The 20,989-nt window shown below is 73.5% G+C and carries 19 protein-coding genes; 16 read left to right on the forward strand and 3 right to left on the reverse strand.

Annotated elements, in window-relative coordinates:
- The 3 genes from A8711_RS05120 to A8711_RS05130 all read left to right on the forward strand — a co-directional run bounded on the left by A8711_RS05120 (window position 1) and on the right by A8711_RS05130 (window position 2,334).
- Window positions 1-405 carry a hypothetical protein gene (locus tag A8711_RS05120; protein ID WP_030500918.1) on the forward strand — a complete coding sequence of 135 codons (405 nt, stop codon included), beginning with the start codon at window positions 1-3 and terminating at the stop codon, window positions 403-405.
- Window positions 406-582: 177 nt separating this feature from the next.
- Window positions 583-1,362, forward strand: a complete 780-nt coding sequence (locus A8711_RS05125; protein WP_069087609.1) for an electron transfer flavoprotein subunit beta/FixA family protein — start codon at window positions 583-585, stop codon at window positions 1,360-1,362.
- A 12-nt stretch (window positions 1,363-1,374) separates the two neighbouring features.
- On the forward strand, window positions 1,375-2,334 hold the full coding sequence (locus A8711_RS05130; protein WP_069087610.1) for an electron transfer flavoprotein subunit alpha/FixB family protein: 960 nt from the start codon (window positions 1,375-1,377) through the stop codon (window positions 2,332-2,334).
- 95 nt (window positions 2,335-2,429) lie between these two features.
- Here A8711_RS05130 and A8711_RS05135 read toward each other — a convergent pair whose 3' ends face one another.
- Window positions 2,430-3,203, reverse strand: coding sequence for an anti-sigma factor (locus tag A8711_RS05135; protein WP_064446974.1), 774 nt, complete (start codon window positions 3,201-3,203; stop codon window positions 2,430-2,432).
- Window positions 3,157-3,762 carry an RNA polymerase sigma factor gene (locus A8711_RS05140; RefSeq protein WP_013284457.1) on the reverse strand — a complete coding sequence of 202 codons (606 nt, stop codon included), beginning with the start codon at window positions 3,760-3,762 and terminating at the stop codon, window positions 3,157-3,159. Before A8711_RS05140 ends, A8711_RS05135 begins: the two co-directional genes overlap by 47 nt.
- Window positions 3,763-4,002: 240 nt before the next feature.
- On the opposite strand from A8711_RS05140, the gene A8711_RS05145 reads away from it, so the two are divergent.
- From A8711_RS05145 to A8711_RS05175, 7 genes are all read left to right on the forward strand, one after another.
- A complete protein-coding gene (locus tag A8711_RS05145) occupies window positions 4,003-4,836 on the forward strand; it encodes a DUF4397 domain-containing protein (protein ID WP_069087611.1) in 834 nt (277 codons plus the stop codon).
- Window positions 4,833-5,498, forward strand: coding sequence for a class F sortase (locus tag A8711_RS05150; RefSeq protein WP_064446976.1), 666 nt, complete (start codon window positions 4,833-4,835; stop codon window positions 5,496-5,498). Before A8711_RS05145 ends, A8711_RS05150 begins: the two co-directional genes overlap by 4 nt.
- A gap of 98 nt (window positions 5,499-5,596) precedes the next feature.
- Entirely contained in the window at window positions 5,597-6,772 is a 1,176-nt protein-coding gene (locus tag A8711_RS05155) for a cysteine desulfurase family protein (RefSeq protein ID WP_043326058.1), read from the forward strand.
- A 37-nt stretch (window positions 6,773-6,809) separates the two neighbouring features.
- A complete protein-coding gene (gene mnmA / locus A8711_RS05160; protein WP_069087612.1) occupies window positions 6,810-7,886 on the forward strand; it encodes a tRNA 2-thiouridine(34) synthase MnmA in 1,077 nt (358 codons plus the stop codon).
- A 30-nt stretch (window positions 7,887-7,916) separates the two neighbouring features.
- A complete protein-coding gene (locus A8711_RS05165; RefSeq protein ID WP_069087613.1) occupies window positions 7,917-8,921 on the forward strand; it encodes a methionine synthase in 1,005 nt (334 codons plus the stop codon).
- A 36-nt stretch (window positions 8,922-8,957) separates the two neighbouring features.
- Window positions 8,958-9,326, forward strand: a complete 369-nt coding sequence (locus A8711_RS05170; RefSeq protein ID WP_176722754.1) for a VOC family protein — start codon at window positions 8,958-8,960, stop codon at window positions 9,324-9,326.
- A 26-nt stretch (window positions 9,327-9,352) separates the two neighbouring features.
- Window positions 9,353-10,387 (forward strand): ADP-ribosylglycohydrolase family protein, encoded by a 1,035-nt coding sequence (locus A8711_RS05175; protein WP_043326052.1) that lies wholly within the window; start codon window positions 9,353-9,355, stop codon window positions 10,385-10,387.
- Window positions 10,388-10,406: 19 nt separating this feature from the next.
- Here A8711_RS05175 and A8711_RS05180 read toward each other — a convergent pair whose 3' ends face one another.
- Window positions 10,407-10,952, reverse strand: coding sequence for a type II toxin-antitoxin system PemK/MazF family toxin (locus A8711_RS05180; RefSeq protein ID WP_069087615.1), 546 nt, complete (start codon window positions 10,950-10,952; stop codon window positions 10,407-10,409).
- Between the two features lie 179 nt (window positions 10,953-11,131).
- On the opposite strand from A8711_RS05180, the gene ligA reads away from it, so the two are divergent.
- From ligA to gatB, 6 genes are all read left to right on the forward strand, one after another.
- Window positions 11,132-13,285 (forward strand): NAD-dependent DNA ligase LigA, encoded by a 2,154-nt coding sequence (ligA, locus tag A8711_RS05185; protein ID WP_083296931.1) that lies wholly within the window; start codon window positions 11,132-11,134, stop codon window positions 13,283-13,285.
- A 152-nt stretch (window positions 13,286-13,437) separates the two neighbouring features.
- Window positions 13,438-16,008, forward strand: a complete 2,571-nt coding sequence (locus A8711_RS05190; protein ID WP_069087616.1) for a bifunctional diguanylate cyclase/phosphodiesterase — start codon at window positions 13,438-13,440, stop codon at window positions 16,006-16,008.
- A gap of 98 nt (window positions 16,009-16,106) precedes the next feature.
- Window positions 16,107-16,412 carry an Asp-tRNA(Asn)/Glu-tRNA(Gln) amidotransferase subunit GatC gene (gene gatC, locus A8711_RS05195; protein WP_013284468.1) on the forward strand — a complete coding sequence of 102 codons (306 nt, stop codon included), beginning with the start codon at window positions 16,107-16,109 and terminating at the stop codon, window positions 16,410-16,412.
- A gap of 76 nt (window positions 16,413-16,488) precedes the next feature.
- A complete protein-coding gene (gene gatA, locus A8711_RS05200; protein ID WP_043326045.1) occupies window positions 16,489-17,964 on the forward strand; it encodes an Asp-tRNA(Asn)/Glu-tRNA(Gln) amidotransferase subunit GatA in 1,476 nt (491 codons plus the stop codon).
- Window positions 17,965-18,156: 192 nt separating this feature from the next.
- Complete coding sequence (locus tag A8711_RS05205) at window positions 18,157-19,305, forward strand: putative Ig domain-containing protein (RefSeq protein ID WP_255365597.1); 1,149 nt, start codon at window positions 18,157-18,159, stop codon at window positions 19,303-19,305.
- Between the two features lie 99 nt (window positions 19,306-19,404).
- Complete coding sequence (gene gatB / locus A8711_RS05210; protein ID WP_043326041.1) at window positions 19,405-20,898, forward strand: Asp-tRNA(Asn)/Glu-tRNA(Gln) amidotransferase subunit GatB; 1,494 nt, start codon at window positions 19,405-19,407, stop codon at window positions 20,896-20,898.
- Window positions 20,899-20,989: the final 91 nt, after the last annotated feature.

Below are 20,989 nucleotides of genomic sequence, written 5' to 3' on the forward strand. Positions count from 1 at the left end.
ATGGAACGGTTGACGGCGGACGAGCGGCTCACCCTGAAGACCGGTGCGTTCGGCGCGGTCTTCCTGGTCTCCAACGCCGTACCCGGGGTGCTGGCGATGGTGCGGGAGAGCTTCGCCGCCTCCGGGGCGCTCGCCGAGGTGGGGGGCGTGGTCAAGGAGGCGCTCACCACCGGCCCGCTGCCGCAGCTGCCCCGGGACTCGGCCCTGGAGGTCGAGTCCGTGGTGCTGCCCGCGCTGGGCCGGTCGATGGAGATCCTCCGGGCCAAGTCGCCCGCCGACGCCGAGACGTACCGGTCGGTGGTGCTGGCCGCCGCGGAGCGGGTGGCGCAGGCGCACCGGGGGATCGAGCCCGCCGAAGCGGCGGCGATCGAGAAGATCACGCAGGCGTTGGCCGGATCGGTCTGATGCCGGTGACCTGCGTCACTGCGGGCGGCCGGGGCCGTCATGCTACTTGCGGGTAACATTGCGCTCGTGGGGAAGTGCACAGCTGCCCGCGGTTGACCCACGTTCCGTCACGCGGGAGGCTGCGCCCGTGACCGGGCGAGTGATCGCTACACCAAACAGGAGGGTCGTCGAAGCGCGATGAATATCGTCGTACTCGTCAAGCAGGTGCCTGATTCGGGCGCGGACCGCAGCCTGCGTTCTGACGACAACACCGTCGACCGCGGTTCGGCGAACAACGTCATCAATGAGATGGACGAGTACGCCATCGAAGAGGCGTTGAAGATCAAGGAAGCGCACGGTGGTGAGGTCACCATCCTGACGATGGGTCCGGACCGGGCGACCGAGTCGATCCGTAAGGCGCTGTCCATGGGCCCGGACAAGGCCGTCCACGTCGTCGATGACGCCCTGCACGGTTCCTGCGCGGTGGCCACCTCGAAGGTCCTCGCCGCCGCGCTCGGGCAGTTGAACGCCGACCTGGTCCTGTGCGGTGCGGAGTCGACCGACGGCCGGGTGCAGGTGATGCCGCACATGATCGCCGAGCGGCTGGGTGTGGCCGCGCTGACCGGCGCGCGGAAGCTGACCGTGGACGGGTCGGCCCTGACGGTGGAGCGGCAGACCGAGGAGGGCTACGAGGTGGTGACCGCCTCGACCCCGGCCGTGGTCTCCGTCTGGGACACGATCAACGAGCCGCGGTACCCGTCGTTCAAGGGCATCATGGCCGCGAAGAAGAAGCCGGTGCAGACGCTCTCCCTGGCCGACCTGGGCGTGGCCCCGGCCGAGGTGGGCTTCGACGGCGCCACCAGCGCGGTGGTGGAGCACTCCAAGCGCCCGCCGCGCTCCGGCGGCGAGAAGATCACCGACGAGGGCGACGGCGGCGTGAAGCTGGTCGAGTTCCTCGCCTCCGAGAAGTTCGTGTGAGAGGTCACTGACATGTCTGAGGTTCTCGTCGTCGTCGAAGCCACCCGGGAGTTCGGCGTCAAGAAGGTCACCCTGGAGATGCTCACCCTCGCCCGCGAGCTGGGCACCCCGAGCGCCGTCGTCCTCGGTGGCGCCGGCGCCGCGCAGGCGCTGAGCGCCAAGCTCGGCGAGTACGGCGCGGAGAAGATCTACGCCGCCGAGGGTGAGGAGATCGACGGCTACCTGGTGGCCCCCAAGGCGACTGTGGTCGCCGACCTCGTCGCGCGGGTGCAGCCGGCGGCGGTGCTGCTGGCTTCGTCGCAGGAGGGCAAGGAGATCGCCGCCCGCCTCGCGGTCAAGCTGGACAACGGCATCCTGACCGACGTGGTCGGCCTGGCCGCSGACGGCACCGCCACSCAGGTSGCGTTCGCCGGCTCCACSATCGTCAAGGCGAAGGTCACCAAGGGCCTGCCGCTGGTCACCGTCCGGCCGAACTCGCTCAACCCGGCCCCGGCCGCTGCCAGCCCGGCGGTGGAGCAGCTCACCGTGTCGGTCACCGACGCGGACAAGCTCGCCAAGGTCGTCGAGCGGGTCGCCGAGCAGAAGGGCTCCCGCCCCGAGCTGACCGAGGCGTCGGTCGTCGTGTCCGGCGGGCGTGGTGTCGGTAACGCGGACAACTTCAAGCTGGTCGAGGAGATCGCCGACCTGCTCGGCGGCGCGGTCGGCGCGTCCCGCGCGGCAGTCGACTCCGGCTACTACCCGCACCAGTTCCAGGTCGGCCAGACCGGCAAGACGGTCTCTCCGCAGTTGTATGTCGCGCTGGGTATCTCCGGGGCGATCCAGCACCGGGCCGGCATGCAGACCTCGAAGACCATCATCGCGGTCAACAAGGACGCCGAAGCGCCGATCTTCGAACTCGCCGACTACGGCGTGGTCGGCGACCTGTTCAAGGTCGTCCCCCAGGCCGCCGAGGAGATCCGCAAGCGCAAGTGAGCGTCGCGTGAAAAGGCCGCCGCCCGGTGCACCGGGCGGCGGCCTTTCTCGTAGGGAGCTGATCGGCGGGCCGGGGAGCTGAGCCGGCCCGCCGATCAGCCCGTCAGGGTGCCCCTCAGCAGGCTGTCGCCGGAGTGGCCGGGCTTGTTGTCGTACTGCTCCGCGCTGACGTCGACAACGGTGTAGGTGCGCAGGTCGACGTTCGGGGGGATCGGCAGCAGCGCGTCCCCCGAACCGTTGCTCAGCGTACCCACGGAGAACATCTTCATCGTGTTCGGATCGATCAGCCAGACCTCGTAGTACCCCGGAACGCTCGGGAGATTCGCCACGTGCAGATGCAATCGATTGTCACCGAGCACCCGGGCGTCGCCGGAGGCGTCCTTCGGCGTCGAGCCGAACGCGGCGAGCGGCGCGCTGGCCACCACCGGCGGGTCGGGGTCGGCCGGCTCGCCACCGCCGCCGCCGAGCACCGCGGCCGTGCCGGCCACGCCGATCACCGCGGCGGCGGTGGCGGTGACCGCCGTGGTCGCCCACCCCGGCCAGCGCCGGCTCCGCCGCGGACGACGTGCCACCACGGGTACGGCAGCCGGCTCCACCGGGTCGGCCGGGCGCGGCAGGCGCCGCTCGGTCAACGCCGGCAGCTCCTCGGCGGCCCGGATCTCGGCCACGATGCCCTGCCAGATGTGCTCCGGCGGGTCGGGCAGCTCCGCCAGGCCCTGCGTGCCCGCGCCGAGCCCGGCGACGTGCTGGAGCGTCTCCATCTCGCCCCGGCAGTGGTCGCAGGTGCCCAGATGGGTGGCCTCGCCGTCAGCCGCCTCGCTCTCACCGAGCGCCAGAAAGACCAGCCGGTCGTGGTCCAGGTGCTGCACCGTCCACCTCCCATCTGCGTTTCAGGCTCTGCATGCCGCGTCTGATGTGACTCTTGACGGTGCCGAGCGGCACTCCGGTCACCGCCGCGATCTGCTGATGTGTCAGGTCGTCGTAGAACGCCAGCTCCAGCATCCGGCGCTGCTCGTCGGGGAGCCGGGCCAGCTCGTCGGCGACCACCAGCCGGTCGACCACCGTGTCCGGGTCGGGGCCGGTGGAGACCGGTTCCGGCAGTTGCTTCACCGTCTCGACCACCCGGGTCTCCCGGGCCGAGGCCCGGATCCGGTCGACCACCTTGCGCCGCCCGATTCCGAGCAGCCAGCCGACCAGTGAGCCTTTCGCCGGGTCGAACGTCTCCCGGCCGAGCCAGGCGGCGACGAACGTCGCCTGGGTCACGTCCTCGGCGTCACTGCGGTTCACGAGCGTCGTGGTGGCCAGGTGCAGCACCGCCCGCCCGTACCTGTCGTACGCCTCTCGCAGGGCCGCCTCGTCGCCGTCGCGGAACCGGGTGGCGAGGTCGTCCTCGCCCGGCGGTTCGGGGCCCTGCCTGGCCGCCGTCACCGGGCGGCTCGCCTTCCGTGGGGCATGCCCGACTGTAACTCCCACAGCCCCCGCCCCACTCTCCCGGTGTGTCCGTCACGACCCTCGTCACCTCTCCTTCGTCGCCGGAGGCTCCGGCGGATGCGCCCGGAGACGGGAAAAAGAAATCGGATCCGGGCGCATCCGGGGGCCACGGAGCCGGCGTAACCCGTTCTGCAAGCCAGGCCTGACGAATCAGCATGAACTACCAGGAGGCAGACAATGCAGTACGCGATGTTCCGTCGGGTCGCCGCGGGCGGCGCGGTGGCCGCCCTCACCTTCGCCGGCGTCGGCGCCGCCACCATGAGCCCGGCCTACGCCGCCTCGTCGAAGGTCTCCGTGGTCCACGGCATTCCGGACACCCCGGTCGACGTGTACGTCAACGGCGAGAAGACGCTGAACAACTTCAAGCCGGGCGACGTGGCCGGCCCGCTCACCCTGCCCGAGGGGGAGTACGACATCGCCCTGACCAAGCCCGGCGAGGCGATCGACAAGGCGATCCTGAAGGTGGACGACGCCGCGGTGCCGGGCGGGGCGAACATCAGCCTCGCCGCGCACCTGAGCGCCGACGGCAACCCGCAGATCACGCCGTTCGTCAACGACGTGTCCAAGGTGGGCGCCGGCAAGGCCCGGCTGATCGTCCGGCACACCGCGGCCGCCCCGGCCGTCGACGTGCGGGCCGGCGGCAAGCCGGTCTTCGAGGACCTGACCAACCCGAAGGAGGCCAAGGCGGACGTGGCCGCCGGCTCGGTGAAGGCGGACGTGGTGCTCGCCGGCACCGACACCGTCGCCATCGGCCCGGCCGACCTAAACCTCAAGGAGGGCACCGCCACCATCGTCTACGCGATCGGCTCGGCCGAGGCGAAGAACCTGAGCGTGGTCGCCCAGACCATCACCGGCCTGCACTCGGCTCCGGGCGGCGTGCCCAGCGGCACCGGCGGCCAGGCCGGCACCGGCGTGGACACCTGGTGGTACGTGCTGGCCGGGGCCGGCGTGCTGCTCCTGGTCGGCGGCGGTGCGCGGGTGGCGGCAACCGCCCGGGCCGGTCGCCGGTGACGGTGCGCAACCGCGGGGCGCTGGCGGCGATGGCCGCCGGCGCCGCCGCGCTCACCCTGGCGGGCGTGGTGGCGTGCGGATCCGAGCCCGCCGAGGACGTCGGCGGCGACGAGGTGACGGCCCTGGCCAGTGCCACTCCCACGCCGGCCCCGGCGGCGACCGGCGGCGGTTCGGTTCCGGTGAACCCGGGCACGCTGCCCGCCGGCAGTGAGATCGTGCCGCCGGTGAAGCTCAGCATCCCGCCGATCCGGGTCACCGCCACCGTCAATCCGGTGGGTGTCAACGAGCGCACCGACGAGTTCGAGGTCCCGCCCAGCGTGGACCAGGTCGGCTGGTACCGCTACGGCCCGGGCCTGGAGGCCGACGCCGGCTCGGTGGTGATCGCCGGGCACGTGGACAGCGCCGAGCAGGGCAAGGGCGCGTTCTTCCGGCTGCGCGAGCTGGGCCAGGGCGACAAGCTCACCGCCACCGGCGCGGACGGACGCGAGCGCTCCTACCGGGTGGTGGCCCGGGAGGAGTACCGGAAGTCGAAGATCCCGCTCGAGCGGTACTTCGCGCGCGACGGCAAGCCCCGGCTCACGCTGATCACCTGCGGCGGGCCGTTCGACGCCAAGACCCGCAGCTACCGGGACAACATCGTGGTCACGGCGGTTCCCGCGTGATCGCGGCCGTTCGGTCGTGAGCGGGCCGGACCGCCCCGGGTGGGACGGGGCGGTCCGGCCCCCGGCCGCGGGTTCGCAGGCCGTTAGGCTGAACGGTGATGGCATACCTTGATCATGCGGCGACGACCCCGATGCTGGACGAGGCACTCGAGGCGTACGTCGCGACCGCCCGCGAGGTGGGGAACGCGTCGTCGCTGCACGCGGCGGGCCGCCGTGCCCGGCGGCGGGTGGAGGAGTCCCGCGAGCGGGTGGCCGCCGCGCTCGGCGCCCGGCCCTCCGAGGTGATCTTCACCGGTGGCGGGACGGAGAGCGACAACCTCGCCGTGAAGGGCGTGTTCTGGGCCCGTCGCGCGGCCCGGGCCGACCGGGTCCGGGTGGTCTCCAGTTCCGTCGAGCACCACGCCGTACTGGACGCGGTGGACTGGCTGGTCGAGCACGAGGGTGCCCAGGCCGGTCTCCTTCCGGTCGACGCGGTCGGCCGGCTCGACCCGGAGCGGTTGCGCGCCGAGCTGGCCGAGCACGGCGAGCGCGTGGCGGTGGTCACCGCCATGTGGGCCAACAACGAGGTGGGCACCGTCCAGCCGGTCGCCGAGCTGGCCGCTGTCGCCGCCGAGCACGGCGTGCCGTTCCACACCGACGCCATCCAGGCGGTCGGGCAGGTGCCTGTCGACTTCGCCGCCAGCGGCGTGTCCGCGCTCACCGTGACCGGGCACAAGCTCGGCGGGCCGACCGGCGTGGGCGCGCTGCTGCTGGCCCGCGACGTGGCCGCCACCCCGCTGCTGCACGGCGGCGGCCAGGAGCGCGACGTCCGCTCCGGCACGCTGGACACCGCCGGCATCGTCGCGTTCGCGGTCGCCGTCGAGGCCGCGGTGAAGGGCCAGCAGGAGTACGCGGCCCGCGTCGCCGCGCTCCGCGACGAACTGGTCCAGCGGGTCCGGCAGGCGGTCCCCGAGGTGATCTTCAACGGGGACCCGGCCGACCGGCTCCCCGGCAACGCGCACTTCTCCTTCCCCGGCTGCGAGGGGGACGCGCTGCTGCTGCTCCTGGACGCCCAGGGCATCGCCTGCTCCACCGGGTCGGCCTGCTCGGCCGGGGTGGCCCAGCCCTCGCACGTGCTGCTGGCCATGGGCGCGGACGACGACCGGGCCCGGTCCTCGCTGCGCTTCACGCTCGGGCACACCAGCACCGGCGCGGACGTGGACGCGCTGATCGCCGCGCTGCCCGCCGCTGTGGAGCGGGCCCGCCGCGCGGCCGCCCTCCGTACGCCCCGCTGACCCGGATACGCTCGGTGAGGACGAGGGGAGTGGGCCGGTGAGGGTTCTGGCGGCGATGTCGGGCGGGGTGGACTCCGCCGTCGCGGCGGCGCGGGCGGTGGAGGCCGGGCACGACGTGACGGGCGTGCACCTGGCACTGGCCCGCAACCCGCAGACCTACCGCACCGGGGCCCGGGGCTGCTGCACGCTGGAGGACTCCCGGGACGCCCGGCGCGCCGCCGACGTGCTCGGCATCCCGTTCTACGTGTGGGACATGGCCGACCGGTTCCACGACGACGTGGTGGACGACTTCGTGGCCGAGTACGCCGCCGGGCGTACCCCGAATCCCTGCCTGCGCTGCAACGAGAAGATCAAGTTCGCGGCGGTGCTGGACCGGGCCGTGGCCCTGGGCTTCGACGCCGTGGTGACCGGCCACCACGCCCGGCTCGGCGCGGACGGCCTGCTGCGGCGCAGCGTCGACGCGGCCAAGGACCAGTCGTACGTGCTGGCGGTGCTGAGCCGCGCGCAGCTCGACCGGTCGATCTTCCCGCTCGGCGACTCGACCAAGGCCGAGGTGCGCGCGGAGGCCGCCCGGCGCGGTCTCGCGGTGGCCGACAAGCCGGACTCGCACGACATCTGCTTCATCGCCGACGGCGACACCCGCGGCTTCCTCGCCGAGCGGCTCGGTGAGGCGCCCGGCCAGGTGGTCGACGCGCTCACCGGCGCGGTGGTGGGCAGCCACAGCGGCGCCTACCAGTACACCGTCGGGCAGCGGCGCGGCCTGCACCTCGACCGCCCGGCGCCGGACGGCCGGCCCCGCTACGTGCTGTCCATCACCCCGACCACGAACACGGTGACGGTCGGCCCGGCCGAGGCGCTGGAGGTCTCCGACGTACGCGCGACCCGCCCGGTGTGGACCGGCGGGCCGCGCCCGGACGGGCCGGTCGAGTGCGAGGTGCAGCTGCGGGCGCACGGCGACGTGGTGCCGGCCGCCGTCGAGGTGGACGCCGACGGCCTGCGCGCGTCGTTGCGCCGCCCGGTCCGGGGTGTCGCCGCCGGCCAGGCGATCGTGGCCTACCGGCCGGACCCGGCCGGAGACGTGGTCCTCGGCTCCGCCACCATCACCGCCGCCTGACCTCGCATCGGCAGCGGATAGGCTGCGGCCGTGACTGAGCAGGCGTGGCCCTGGCCCACCGGAGCGGCGACCGGCATCGGGTCGCTGCCCGGCACCGACATCGCCGAGGCGCAGCGGATCGTGCTCGGCGAGCTGCCCACCCTGCCGCACCTGCCCGAGCTGCCCGCCCGGGGACCGGGTGCGGACCTCGTCGGCCGCAGCGCCGGCCTGCTCGTGGAACTGCCGGTCGAGCTGTACGCGGCCCGCTGGCGGATCGCCCCGCGCCCCGGCCGGGACCTGCGCCGCGCCCGCGACCTGATGGAACGCGACCTGGACCAGCTCGCCGAGCAGGCCGAGGAGTACGCCGGACCGGTCAAGATCCAGGCCGCCGGCCCGTTCACCCTGGCCGCCGCGCTGGAGCTGCCGATCGGCGGCCGGATGCTGCGCGACCCGGGCGCGGTACGCGACCTCGCCGGCTCGCTCGGCGAAGGCCTGCGCGGGCACGTCGAGGCGGTCGCCCGGCGGCTGCCCCGCGCCTCGGTGCTGCTCCAGCTCGACGAGCCGTCCCTGCCGGCCGTGCTGGCCGGGCGGGTGCCCACGGAGAGCGGCTTCGGCACCCACCGTCCGGTGGAGACCGAGGTGGCGCGGGGACTGCTGCGCGACGTGATCGACGCGGCGGGCGTACCGGCTCTGGTGCACTGCTGCGCGCCGGACGTACCGCTGGAGCTGATCCGCTCGGCCGGTGCGGTGGGCGTCGCGCTCGACCTGTCGCTGGTCACCGACCTCGACCCGCTCGGCGAGGCGATCGACGCCGGGCTCGGGCTGCTGGCCGGTGCCGCGCCGACGCTGCCACCGGCCTCCGGCCGGGCGCCGACGTCGGCCGAGGTCGCGGGCCGGGTCCGCCGGGTCTGGGACCAGCTCGGCTTCCCCCGCCGCCGGCTGGCCGAGCAGGTGGTGGTCACTCCCGCGTGCGGCCTGGCCGGCGCCACCCCGGCGTACGCCCGCGCGGTGCTCACCGCCTGCCGCGACGCGGGCCGGCGGCTGGCCGAGGACTGACGTTTTCCGTCGTACCCGCCGGGCACGATGACCGGCATGATTGGACGACTGCGTTCCACAGTGATCGACTGCCCCGATCCGCGCGCGCTCGCCGCCTTCTACTCCGAGCTGCTCGGCCTGCCCGTGGTGGAGGAGAACTCCGACGGCGACGAGTGGGTGGTGCTCGGCGGGCCACCCGGGCACCAGCCGCGGGTGGCCTTCCAGCGGGCGCCGGGCCTGCGCACCCCCGACTGGCCCGACCCGGCCCGGCCGCAGCAGTTCCACCTCGACGTGAGCGTCGACGACATCGAGGCGGCCGAGAAGGCGGCGCTGGCGCTGGGCGCACGGCGGCTACCCGGCGAGGGGGAGGGCTTCCGGGTCTACGCCGACCCGGTCGGCCACCCGTTCTGCCTCTGCTGGGACTGATCTTCCCGGGCTTGCGCGGCGGAGGCATGATCGCCACCGTGACCGCCTCCACCGCCACCGGCCGCGTCGCCGGCTCGCTGTTCGGCCTGGCCTACGGCGACGCCCTGGGCAAGCCGACCGAGTTCCTCACCGTCACCGAGATCGTCCGGCGCTACGGCCCGGGCGGTCCGCGCGAGCTGACCGGCGACCCGGCCCTGGTCACCGACGACACGCAGATGGCGCTCGCAGTGGCGTGGGCGCTGCACGAGGCGCCCGCGTACACGGCCGAGGCGGTGGAGCCGCTGCTGCGGCAGCGCTTCGTCGACTGGTCGGTCAGCCCGGAGAACAACCGCGCGCCCGGCATGACCTGCCTGCGGGCCTGCGCCGAGCTGGCCCGGGGCGCCCGCTGGCAGGAGGCCACAGTCGCCGGCTCGAAGGGCTGCGGCGCGAACATGCGCGTCACCCCGGTCGGGCTGCTCGACGTCGACCTCGACACCATGGCCGGGCTGGCCCAGCTCCAGGCCGGGCTCACCCACGGCCACCCGACCGGGCTGGCGGCGAGCGAGCTGACCGCGTACGCGGTCCGGCTGCTGCGCGACGGCGCGGCGCTGCCCGAGCTGCCCGGCCTGCTCACCGAGCGGGCGCGGGAGCAGCGCACCGTCTACCGGGAGGACTGGCTGGGCGACCTGTGGCAGCGGCCCGGCGAGAGCGACGCGGCCGGGTTCGTCGCCCGCGGCTGGGACGACTGCCTGCGGGTGCTCGACCGGCTGGAGGCGGCACTCGCCCGTCCCGACGACGGCGGCGACCCGTGCCGGTTCACCGGCGAGGGTTGGATCGCCGAGGAGGCGCTCGCCACCGCGCTGCTCTGCGCGTTGCGTCACGCGGACGACCCGGTCGGCGCGCTGGCCCGGGGCGCCACCACGGCCGGTGACTCGGACTCCATCGCCGCGCTGGCCGGCGCGTTCGCCGGTGCCGCGTACGGCATGGCCGCCTGGCCGGCCGGGTGGGCCGACCGGATCGAGTACGCCGGTCAGCTCGCCGCGCTCGCCGACGCGCTCGACGCAGGGGCGTCGCAGCGCTGAGGTCCGGAGGCCGCCGGCGTCAGCCGGTGAGGTGGTTCAGGCGGCGCACGCCCCGCCACAGGTCCGGGTCGCAGGTGCCGGCCCGGTCGGCGAACGCGGTGAGCGGCACCGGGATGGGCTCGCTGATGTCCAGGTAGCTGTCGTGGTCGGCGTCCGGGTCCCAGCTCCGGGTCGGGATCGGCAGGTGGTCGTCCCGGTCCGACTTGTCCTGACTGGTGATCTTCAGGACCTCGGCGTCCCCGCCGTCGACCCGCAGCACCAGGCAGGGCCGCACCTTGGAGCCGGTCCCGTCGGCGTAGGGCACGTCCGCCCACCAGATCTCCCCGGGCCGGGGCTCGTCCCGGTCCGTCCGCCCGGCGCCGCGCGGCCGTGGCGGGACGCCACCCCGGTCCCGCCGGACGCCGACGCCGGCCCGGCCACCGCGCCCGGAGCCCGGCCGTCGCCTGTCGGCCCGGCCGCGCGCCCCGGCGGAACGGTCGGCCGACCGGCGGCGCCACTCGTTCCAGAGCCAGCCGGCCGCGACGCAGGCCACGATCACCAGCGCCCAGAGAACCCCGTCGCGCATCAGTACCCGCCTTCCGACCGTTCCCGCACAGCGCCGCCGAGGCGATGGTCGCACGCCCGGGGCCGGACCGCGCGGGGGCGCGACGCGCGCCGGTTCGCCCTGCTCCTGCGGGTGGCCGGACTGTTGTCACAGCCGACCGCTACGGTTCTCGGGTAGCGCGAGCACGGGAGGCGACAGCGGTGTCCGAAGGCGGCGGCGTGTCCGAAGAAGCGGTTCCCACTGCGGCCGACGCGGCCCAGGAGGCGGCGGCGGGGGCCGAGCCGACCCCGGCGGCCCGGGAGCGGCACGCCACGCTCAGTCAGGAGCTGACCGAACACCAGTACCGCTACTACGTGCTGGACGCGCCGACGATCACCGACGCGGAGTTCGACGCGCAGCTGCGGGAGCTGGAGGCGCTGGAGGCGGAATACCCGGCGCTGCGCACCCCCGACTCGCCCACCCAGCGCGTCGGCGGCACCTTCTCCACCGACTTCACGCCGGTCGCCCACGCCGAGCGGATGCTCTCGCTCGACAACGCCTTCGCCGACGAGGAGCTGGCCGCCTGGGCCGAGCGGGTCGAGCGCGACGCCGGCGGCCCGGTGCCCTACCTGTGCGAGCTGAAGGTCGACGGGCTGGCCATCAACCTGACCTACTCCAAGGGCCGGCTGGTGCGCGCCGCCACCCGGGGCGACGGCCGCACCGGCGAGGACGTCACCGCGAACGTGCGCAGCATCAAGGGCGTGCCGGCCCGGCTGACCCCGGCCGACGACTTCCCCGACGTGCCGGATCTGATCGAGGTGCGCGGCGAGATCTACTTCCCGGTGGCCGCGTTCGCCGACCTCAACGCGAGCCTGGTCGAGCAGGGCAAGGCGCCGTTCGCCAACCCGCGCAACGCCGCCGCCGGCAGCCTGCGCCAGAAGGACCCGCGGGTCACCGCCTCCCGCCCGCTGCGCCTGGTGGTGCACGGCATCGGCGCCCGCACCGGCTTCCGGCCGGCGGCGCAGTCCGAGTCGTACGCCGCGCTCAAGGCGTGGGGGCTGCCCACCAGCGACCGCTGGCGGGTGGTGGACGACCTCGCCGGCGTCGCTGACTACATCGCCTACTACGGCAAGCACCGGCACGACGTCGAGCACGAGATCGACGGCGTGGTGGTCAAGGTCGATCCGGTCTCCATCCAGGGCCGCCTCGGCTCGACCAGCCGGGCCCCCCGCTGGGCGATCGCCTTCAAATACCCGCCGGAGGAGGTGAACACGAAGCTGCTCGACATCGACGTCAACGTCGGGCGCACCGGCCGGGTCACCCCGTTCGCCGTCCTGGAACCGGTCCGGGTCGCCGGCTCCACGGTCGCGCTGGCCACGCTGCACAACGCCCGCGAGGTCGAGCGCAAGGGCGTGCTCATCGGCGACACGGTGGTGCTGCGCAAGGCCGGCGACGTGATCCCCGAGGTGCTCGGCCCGGTGGTCGAGCTGCGCCCGGCCGACGCCCGTCCGTTCGTCATGCCGACCACCTGCCCGGCCTGCGGCACGCCGCTCGCGCCGGCCAAGGAGAGCGACGTCGACATCCGCTGCCCCAACGGGCGCGCCTGCCCCGGTCAGATCCGCGAACGGGTGTTCTACCTGGCCAGCCGGAAGGTGCTCGACATCGAGGTGCTCGGCGAGAAGGGCGCGGCGGCGCTGCTGGACGCGCAGATCATCACCAACGAGGGCGACCTGTTCCAGCTCGACGCCGAGCAGTTGAGCCGGTCACCGTTCTTCGTCAACAAGGACGGCAGCCTGGGCAGCAACGCGGTCAAGCTGCTCGACAACCTGGCCGAGGCCAAGGAACGCGACCTGTGGCGCGTGCTGGTTGCACTGTCCATCCGGCACGTCGGCCCGACCGCCGCCCAGGCGCTCGCCCGGCACTTCCGGTCGGTCGACGCCATCGAGGCCGCCGGCGAGGAGGAGCTGTCCTCGGTGGACGGCGTCGGCCCGACCATCGCCGCGAGCGTCAAGGAGTGGTTCGCCGTCGACTGGCACCGCGACATCGTGCGCAAGTGGGCCGAGGCGGGCGTACGGATGGCCGAGGAGGCCGCCGACGAGGGGCCACGACCGCTCGACGGCGTCACCGTCGTGGTCACCGGCACCCTCAGCGGGTTCAGCCGTGACCAGGCCGCCGAGGCGATCCAGGTCAGGGGCGGCAAGGTGACCGGCTCGGTCTCCAAGAAGACGGGGTTCGTGGTGGTCGGCGACAACCCGGGTTCCAAGGCCGACAAGGCGGCCACGCTGAAACTGCCGATCCTCGACGAGGACGGCTTCCGGGTGCTGCTGGACTCCGGCCCGGACGCGGCCCGCGAGGTGGCCCGGGTGGAGGACTGACGGGCTGGTCACGGCGATCGTCCGCGGATACCAAGTTAATTACGACTCCGACCGATTCGTGACTGTCGTGTCGGGGAAACCGCCTCGGAGGGCGTTTCATTGGCGTACGGCGCGTGACGGCGCGCGCCACGACGTTGCCCCCGGGAGGTGCGATGGAGACCGGCGACCCGCGTAACTCCGTCCCGCCCGGGCGGAGCGGGCCGTTCTTCGGCTTCGTCGGCGCGGTCGGCGTGGTGGCCGTACTTGTCTCGGCCGGGCCGCTGATCGCGCTCGCCGACCGGTTGACCGAGCTGCCGGCCGCGTTCTGGACCATGGCGGCGCTCGCCGTCGCCTGCGACGCCCGCCCGTTCGTGCCGCCCGGGCGGCGGCAGACCTCGGCCGTGTTCCCGTCGACCTGCTTCACCTTCGCCATCCTGCTCGGCTGGGGCTTCGGCCCGGCGGTGGCGGTCCAGGCGGTGGCCGTCGCGGTGAGCGGCTGGCGGCTCGGGTACGCGCCCTGGCGTACCGGCTTCAACGCCGCGCAGTACGCGTGCGCGCTCGCCGCCGCGTACGCGGTCAGCCGGCTCGGTCCGGGCGAGCTGTTCGGCGACGGCCGGCTGCACTGGACCGACGTGGCGGCGGTGGGCGGCGCGACGCTCGCCTGGTTCGTGGTCAACTACGGGCTGGTCAGCTCGGCCGTGCGGCTGCGGTTCGGCGACCGGTGGTGGCCCAGCGTGCGCAGCGGGCTGGCGTACGAGCTGCTGTCCACCGGTTCGCTGCTGCTGCTCGCGCCGGTGCTGGTGGCCGCCGCCCGGGCCAGCGCGGCGCTGATCCCGCTGGTGCTGGTGCCGCTGTTCGCCGTCTACCGGATGGCCCGGCTGTCCGAGGAACGGGAACAGCTCGCCGACGTGGACCCGCTCACCGGGCTGCCCAACCGCAAGGCGCTGCTCACCGAGGTGGCCGAGCAGGTGCACCTGCACGGCGAGCGGGCCGCCCGGGGCGCGCCGGACGCGCACCTGGCGCTGCTGCTGCTCGACCTCGACCGGTTCAAGCACGTCAACGACGCGCTCGGGCACGCGGTGGGGGACCGTCTGCTGGTCGAGGTGAGCGCCCGGCTCATGGGCGTGGTCGGCGCCGGTGACATGGTGGCGCGACTGGGCGGTGACGAGTTCGCCATAGTCGTACCCCGGCTCACCGACATCGACCAGGCCCGCGAGCGGGCCGACCGGGTGGTCGCCGCGCTCGCCGAGCCGGTGCCGCTGGACGGGTTGCCGCTGGACGTGGGCGGTTCGATCGGCATCGCGCTCTACCCGGACCACGGCGAGGACTTCGCCACGCTGATGCGCCACGCCGACGTGGCCATGTACGACGCGAAGCATCGCAACGACACGGTGGCGGTGTACGCGCCGGAGTCCGACCACAACTCGGCCGAGCGGCTGAGCCTCCTGGCCGACCTGCGCCGGGTGCTGGAGTCGGGCCCGTCCGCGCAGGGCGGGGAGACGGTGGGCGTACGCGGAGGTGACGGCGCGGCACTGACGCCGGCGCTGTCGGCGCCGCGACCGGCCCGGGCCGAGCGGCCGTCGCGCAACCAGCGTCCGGCGCGCGACGACGGCCGGGGCGGCGGACGCTCCGGCGACGGGCCGAACCGGTGGCTGCGGCGTCGCCGGGACCGCGCCGCGGAGCGGCACGACGACGACCTGATCGAGCGGATCCTCACCGGCGCCGACCCGATCCGCAGCCGGGCCGCGCGCGCCGGAGCGGTGGTGGCGACGCCAGTGGTCGGTGGCGGGGACGCCGACGCGGCGGAGACCGGCACCGGGCGCGACACGGAGGCCGCGCACGAGACCGACACCGGGCACGACGCGCAGGCCGCGGTGAGCACCGGCGCGCCGGGCGTGATCGGGCCGACCGCCGACGGGAGCGCCGAGCCGGAGGACCAGTCCGGGCACCCGGGCGAGATCACCATGTACTACCAGCCGCAGATCGCGATCGCGACCGGCGAGGTGGTGGGCGTCGAGGCGCTGCTGCGGTGGCGGCACCCGCGCCGCGGCATGGTCGACCCGGGCGAGCTGATCCAGGTCGCCGAGCAGAGCGCGGTGATGCGGCTGCTCACCCGCCGCGTGGTGGACGACGTGGTGGAGCAGCTGGCCAAGTGGTCGGCGGCCGGGCTCACGCTGCGGGCCGCGCTCAACGTCAGCGTCCGTGACCTGCACACCGGCGAGATCGCCGACCAGATCGCCGACCGGCTGGCCCGGTACGGGGTGCCGCCGCAGCGGCTCCAGGTGGAGATCACCGAGGGCGCGCTGATGGCCGACCCCCGGCGGGTGCTCGCCAGCATCACCCAGTTGCACCGCATCGGCGTCGGCATCGCGCTGGACGACTTCGGCACCGGCTACTCGTCGCTGCAACACCTGCGCCGGCTGCCGCTGTCCGAGGTGAAGGTGGACCGCTCGTTCGTCCTCGGGATGGCCGACGACCCGGACGACGCGGCGATCGTCCGCTCGATGATCGAGCTGGCCGGCGCGCTCGGGCTGCGGGTGGTGGCCGAGGGCGTGGAGGACGAGCGCACCTGGCGGCTGCTGCACGCCGCCGGATGCGACGTGGCGCAGGGCTGGTTCCACGCCCGGCCGATGCCGGCCGAGGACCTGGTGGCCTGGTTGTCGCGCTACCGTCCGGTGCGCCCGGTGGAGGCCGGGAGCCGCAGCGGAGCGGCGCCGGAGGGGGAGGCGAAGGCGTCGTCGTGACGGCGGGACAATAGACTCGCTCCGGTCACCGCGCGTCATCCCGTACGCGCGGCCGGCCCACCGCAGACGTCTCAGGACAGCCACGAAGGGGGCACCCGATGGCCGCCATCTCCCGCGAGGAGGTCGCGCACCTCGCGCGACTGTCGCGGCTCGCCGTCACGGAGGAGGAGTTGGACACCTTCGCCGGCCAGCTGGATGTGATCCTCCAGTCGGTCGCGCAGGTCGGCGAGGTCGCCGCGGCGGACATCCCGCCGACGTCCCACTCGGTGCCGCTGACGAACGTGCTCCGCGAGGACGTCGTACGGCCGGGCCTGACCCCGCAGGAGGCGCTGTCGGGCGCACCCGACGCCGAGGAGCAGCGGTTCCGCGTCCCGCGGATCCTGGACGAGGATGTGGCCTCATGAGCGAGCGCAGCGAGCGAATCATCGGGCCCAGCATGGCTGTCGCTCATGACGGCACGGAGCGAAGCGGAGTGCCGGCATGAGCGACTTGACCAAGCTGAGCGCTGTTGAGATCGCCGGGCTGGTGGCGAGCGGCGAGACCTCCGCCGTCGAGGTCACCCAGGCCCACCTGGACCGCATCGGCGCCGTCGACGACCGGGTGCACGCGTTCCTGCACGTCGACACCGAGGGGGCGCTGGCCGCCGCGCGTGCCGTGGACGAGCGCCGCGCCGCCGGTGACGAACTCGGCCCGCTCGCCGGTGTGCCGGTCGCGGTGAAGGACGTGCTCACCACCAAGGGCGTACCGACCACGGTCGGGTCGAAGATCCTGGAGGGCTGGCGCCCGCCGTACGACTCGACCATCGTCGAGCGGCTGCGCGCCGCCGGCACGGTGATGCTCGGCAAGACGAACATGGACGAGTTCGCCATGGGCTCCTCCACCGAATACTCGGCGTACGGGCCGACCCGTAACCCGTGGGACACCGACCGGATCCCGGGCGGCTCCGGCGGTGGCAGCGCGGCGGCGCTGGCCGCGTACGAGGCGCCGCTGTCGATCGGCTCGGACACCGGCGGCTCGATCCGCCAGCCCGGCGCGGTCACCGGCACCGTCGGCGCGAAGCCCACCTACGGCGGCACCTCCCGCTACGGCCTGGTGGCGTTCTCCTCGTCGCTGGACACGCCCGGCCCGTGCGCGCGTACCGTGCTCGACGCCGCGTTGCTGCACGAGGTGATCGGCGGTCACGACCCGCGCGACTCCACGTCGATCCCGGCCCCGGTGCCGGACGTGGTGGCCGCCGCGCGCCTCGGCGCCACCGGCGACCTGACCGGCGTGAAGCTCGGCATGGTCACCGAGTTCATCGGCGAGGGCGCGGAGCCGGGCGTGATGGCCGCGTTCCGCGACGCGGCCGAGGCGCTGGCGAAGCTGGGCGCGGAGATCGTCGAGGTTTCCTGCCCGCACTTCAAGTACGCGCTGCCGGCCTACTACCTGATCGCGCCGAGTGAGTGCTCCTCCAACCTGGCCCGGTTCGACGGCGTCCGGTTCGGTCTGCGGGTCGGCGACGACGGCAACCGGTCGCTTGAGGAGGTCATGTCGCTGACCCGCGAGGCCGGCTTCGGCCCCGAGGTCAAGCGCCGCATCATGATCGGCACGTACGCGCTCTCCTCGGGCTACTACGACGCCTACTACGGCCAGGCGCAGAAGGTCCGCACCCTGATCACGCGGGACTTCACCAGCGCGTTCGAGCAGGTAGACGCGCTGATCTCGCCTACTACGCCGTTCGTGGCGTTCCCGCTCGGATCGCGTACCGCCGACCCGTACCAGATGTACCTGGCGGACCTGTTCACCATCCCGACGAACCTGTACGGCGGCCCGGCCATCTCGGTGCCGTGCGGCCTGTCCGACGGGCTCCCGGTCGGCTTCCAGATCATGGCGCCGACCATGGCGGACGACCGGATGTACCGGATCGCCGCCGCGCTGGAGAGCGCCGTCGGCACGCTCACCCCGCCGACGATCTGAACCGGACGGTACGGAGGCGGCCCGCCCGCCTCCGTACCGACACGGTGATCACCGATCAGGGGATTGCCGGGGGTCACTGGCACTGGTCGAATAAACTGCGACTCTGCTGGATCGACTGGACTGTGGCCCGCTGGCGGACGCGAGCGGTTCCGACCGAGAGCTGGATGTGCGATGGGGACACTTCGCCCGGTCATGGCCCTGACGATGGTCGTCGCGTTGCTGCTGGGCGCCGGGCAGCCGGCCGTCGCGCAACCGGCCACCGCCGCCACCGAGGCCGTCACCATCACCTCGGGCAAACCCCGCTCGGTCATGGTCATCGGGCAGGTCTACGCGATCCACACCGTCGAGGCGACCGGTGGCACCGCGCCGTACCGGCTGTCGGTGACCTCGGGCAGTCTGCCGCCGGGGATGCTCGTGGTGGGTACGTCGCTCGGGGGTTCACCGACCACTGCCGGGACGTACACGTTCACGCTGCGGATGACCGACCAGAACGACCTCTTCGACGAGCAGACGGCGACGATCGAGGTGCGCGAACCCAAGGTCGTCATCACGTCGGGCAAGCCCCGGTCGCCCATGTACCTGGGCCGGGTGTACGCGATCCACACGGTCGAGGCGACCGGCGGCACCGGGCCGTACCGGTTGTCGGTGGTCTCGGGCAGTCTGCCGCCGGGGATGCTCGTGGTGGGTACGTCGCTCGGGGGTTCACCGACCACTGCCGGGACGTACACGTTCACGCTTCGGATGACCGACAAGAACGACCGCTTCGACGAGYAGGACGCCACCATCGTGGTCGCCGAGGCGGCGACCGCGTTCACCTCCGGCGATCCGCCCGCCGCCACGGTCGGCAAGCGCTACTCCTTCCGGTTCACCGCCGCCGGTGACTCGGACATCGTGTTCTCCCTGGCGGCCGGGGCCCTGCCGGACGGCCTCACCCTCGACGGGGAGGGCAAGCTCAGCGGCACCCCGGGCAGCGCCGGCACGTTCGCCTTCACCGTCGCGGCGAAGGGGTACAGCACCAGCGCCACGAAGCAGGTGTCGCTGACCGTCGCCGCCCGCAACCCGGGCACCCCGACGGCGTCCCCGACCGGCTCGACGCCCGACCCGGCCGACCCGACTGTTACGCCGTCCCCCGACGACCCGGCCGCCACACCGTCGGAGAGCAGCACCTCGGCGCCGCTGCCGACGGCCTCGCCGTCGAAGGTGAGCGGCGCTTGGCTGCCGATCACCGGGCCGGGTTCGCCGCTCGTGCTGCTGCTGTTGAGCATCGTGGCCTTCTCCATCGGCGGCATCCTGCTCGTGCTGGCGTACAACCGTCGCCGCACCTTCACCACACCCGAGTGACGCCGGGCCCCGCGCGGTGATCTCGAAGCCCGGCAGCGGGGTGGCCGGGCCAGCCGATTAGGCTGGAACGGTTCTGTCCGGATCGCGCCTGGAGCTCAGATGACGACGACACTGCCCGCGTACGACGAGGTCGTCGCGCGCTTCGAACCGGTGATCGGCCTGGAGACCCACGTCGAGCTGGGCACGAACACCAAGATGTGGTGCGGCTGCCCGACCGACTTCGGCGGCGAGCCGAACACCCGGGTCTGCCCGGTCTGCCTCGGCCTGCCCGGCTCGCTGCCGGTGGCGAACAAGGCCGCCATCGAGGCGACCATCCGGATCGGGCTGGCGCTCAACTGCTCGATCGCCGAATGGTGCCGGTTCGCCCGGAAGAACTACTTCTACCCGGACATGCCGAAGAACTTCCAGATCAGCCAGTACGACGAGCCGCTGTGCTTCGACGGGTACCTGGACGTCGAGGTCAACGGCGAGCTGGTGCGCATCGGCATCGAGCGGGTGCACTTGGAGGAGGACACCGGCAAGACGCTGCACGTCGGCGGCGCCACCGGCCGCATCCACGGCGCCACCGAGTCGCTCGTCGACTACAACCGGGCCGGCATCCCCCTGGTCGAGATCGTCACCAAGCCCATCCCCGGCACCGGCGCGCTCGCGCCCGAGGTCGCCCGCGCCTACGTCGCCGAGCTGCGCGACGTGATCCGCTCGCTCGGCGTCTCCGACGTGCGGATGGAGGAGGGCTCGCTGCGCTGCGACGTCAACACGTCGCTGAACCGGCCGGGCGAGGAGTGGGGCACCCGCACCGAGACCAAGAACGTCAACTCGCTGCGCTCGGTCGAGCGGGCGGTGCGCTCGGAGATGCTGCGCCAGGCGTCCGTGCTGGAGGCGGGTGGCCGGATCACCCAGGAGACCCGGCACTTCCACGAGGACACCGGCGACACCACGTCGGGCCGGTCCAAGGAGACCGCCACCGACTACCGGTACTTCCCGGAGCCGGACCTCGTGCCGCTCGCCCCGGACACCGCGTGGGTGGCCGAGCTGAAGGCCGCCCTGCCGGAGCTGCCGCGGCTGCGCCGCAAGCGGATCCAGCAGGAGTGGGGCCTGTCCGACCTCGACATGCAGTCGGTGGTCAACGCCGGCGCGGTCGAGCTGATCGAGGCGACAGTGGCCGCCGGCACGACCCCCGCGGCGGCCCGCAAGTGGTGGCTGGGCGAGCTGTCCCGCCGCGCCAACGAGACCGGCGTGGAGCTGGCCGACGTGGGCGCCACCCCGGCCCAGGTCGCCGAGCTGCAGGGCCTTGTCGACGCGGGCAAGCTCAACGACAAGCTGGCCCGTACCGTGCTGGAGGGCGTGGTGGCCGGCGAGGGCTCGCCGACCGAGATCATGACCAACCGCAACCTGGAGGTCGTCTCGGACACCGGCGCGCTCACCGCGGCCGTGGACGAGGCGATCGCCGCCAACCCGGACGTGGCCGACAAGATCCGCAGCGGCAAGGTCGCGGCGGCCGGCGCGCTGGTCGGCGCGGTCATGAAGACCACCCGCGGCCAGGCGGACGCGAAGACGGTCCGCGAGCTGATCCTGGCGCGCCTCGGCGCCTGACGTGTTGTAAGGAAGGGCCCCTTCTTAACGCCTGGTGCATGGGAAGGGGCCCTTCCTAACGCCTCACCCCCACTCAGTGGGCGTCAACGGC

Source organism: Micromonospora sp. II (assembly GCF_001709195.1).
GTDB classification, from domain to species: Bacteria; Actinomycetota; Actinomycetes; order Mycobacteriales; family Micromonosporaceae; genus Micromonospora; species Micromonospora chalcea.

What these genes read in the sequence shown, in the direction of transcription:
- A8711_RS05170 (WP_176722754.1), top strand. Translation starts at nt 8,958, where the DNA reads ATGATTGGACGACTGCGTTCCACAGTGATCGACTGCCCCGATCCGCGC.
- A8711_RS05145 (WP_069087611.1), top strand. Translation starts at nt 4,003, where the DNA reads ATGCAGTACGCGATGTTCCGTCGGGTCGCCGCGGGCGGCGCGGTGGCC.
- gatB (WP_043326041.1), top strand. Translation starts at nt 19,405, where the DNA reads ATGACGACGACACTGCCCGCGTACGACGAGGTCGTCGCGCGCTTCGAA.
- A8711_RS05175 (WP_043326052.1), top strand. Translation starts at nt 9,353, where the DNA reads ATGATCGCCACCGTGACCGCCTCCACCGCCACCGGCCGCGTCGCCGGC.
- A8711_RS05155 (WP_043326058.1), top strand. Translation starts at nt 5,597, where the DNA reads ATGGCATACCTTGATCATGCGGCGACGACCCCGATGCTGGACGAGGCA.
- gatC (WP_013284468.1), top strand. Translation starts at nt 16,107, where the DNA reads ATGGCCGCCATCTCCCGCGAGGAGGTCGCGCACCTCGCGCGACTGTCG.
- A8711_RS05180 (WP_069087615.1), bottom strand. Translation starts at nt 10,952, where the DNA reads ATGCGCGACGGGGTTCTCTGGGCGCTGGTGATCGTGGCCTGCGTCGCG.
- A8711_RS05125 (WP_069087609.1), top strand. Translation starts at nt 583, where the DNA reads ATGAATATCGTCGTACTCGTCAAGCAGGTGCCTGATTCGGGCGCGGAC.
- A8711_RS05120 (WP_030500918.1), top strand. Translation starts at nt 1, where the DNA reads ATGGAACGGTTGACGGCGGACGAGCGGCTCACCCTGAAGACCGGTGCG.
- gatA (WP_043326045.1), top strand. Translation starts at nt 16,489, where the DNA reads ATGAGCGACTTGACCAAGCTGAGCGCTGTTGAGATCGCCGGGCTGGTG.
- A8711_RS05190 (WP_069087616.1), top strand. Translation starts at nt 13,438, where the DNA reads ATGGAGACCGGCGACCCGCGTAACTCCGTCCCGCCCGGGCGGAGCGGG.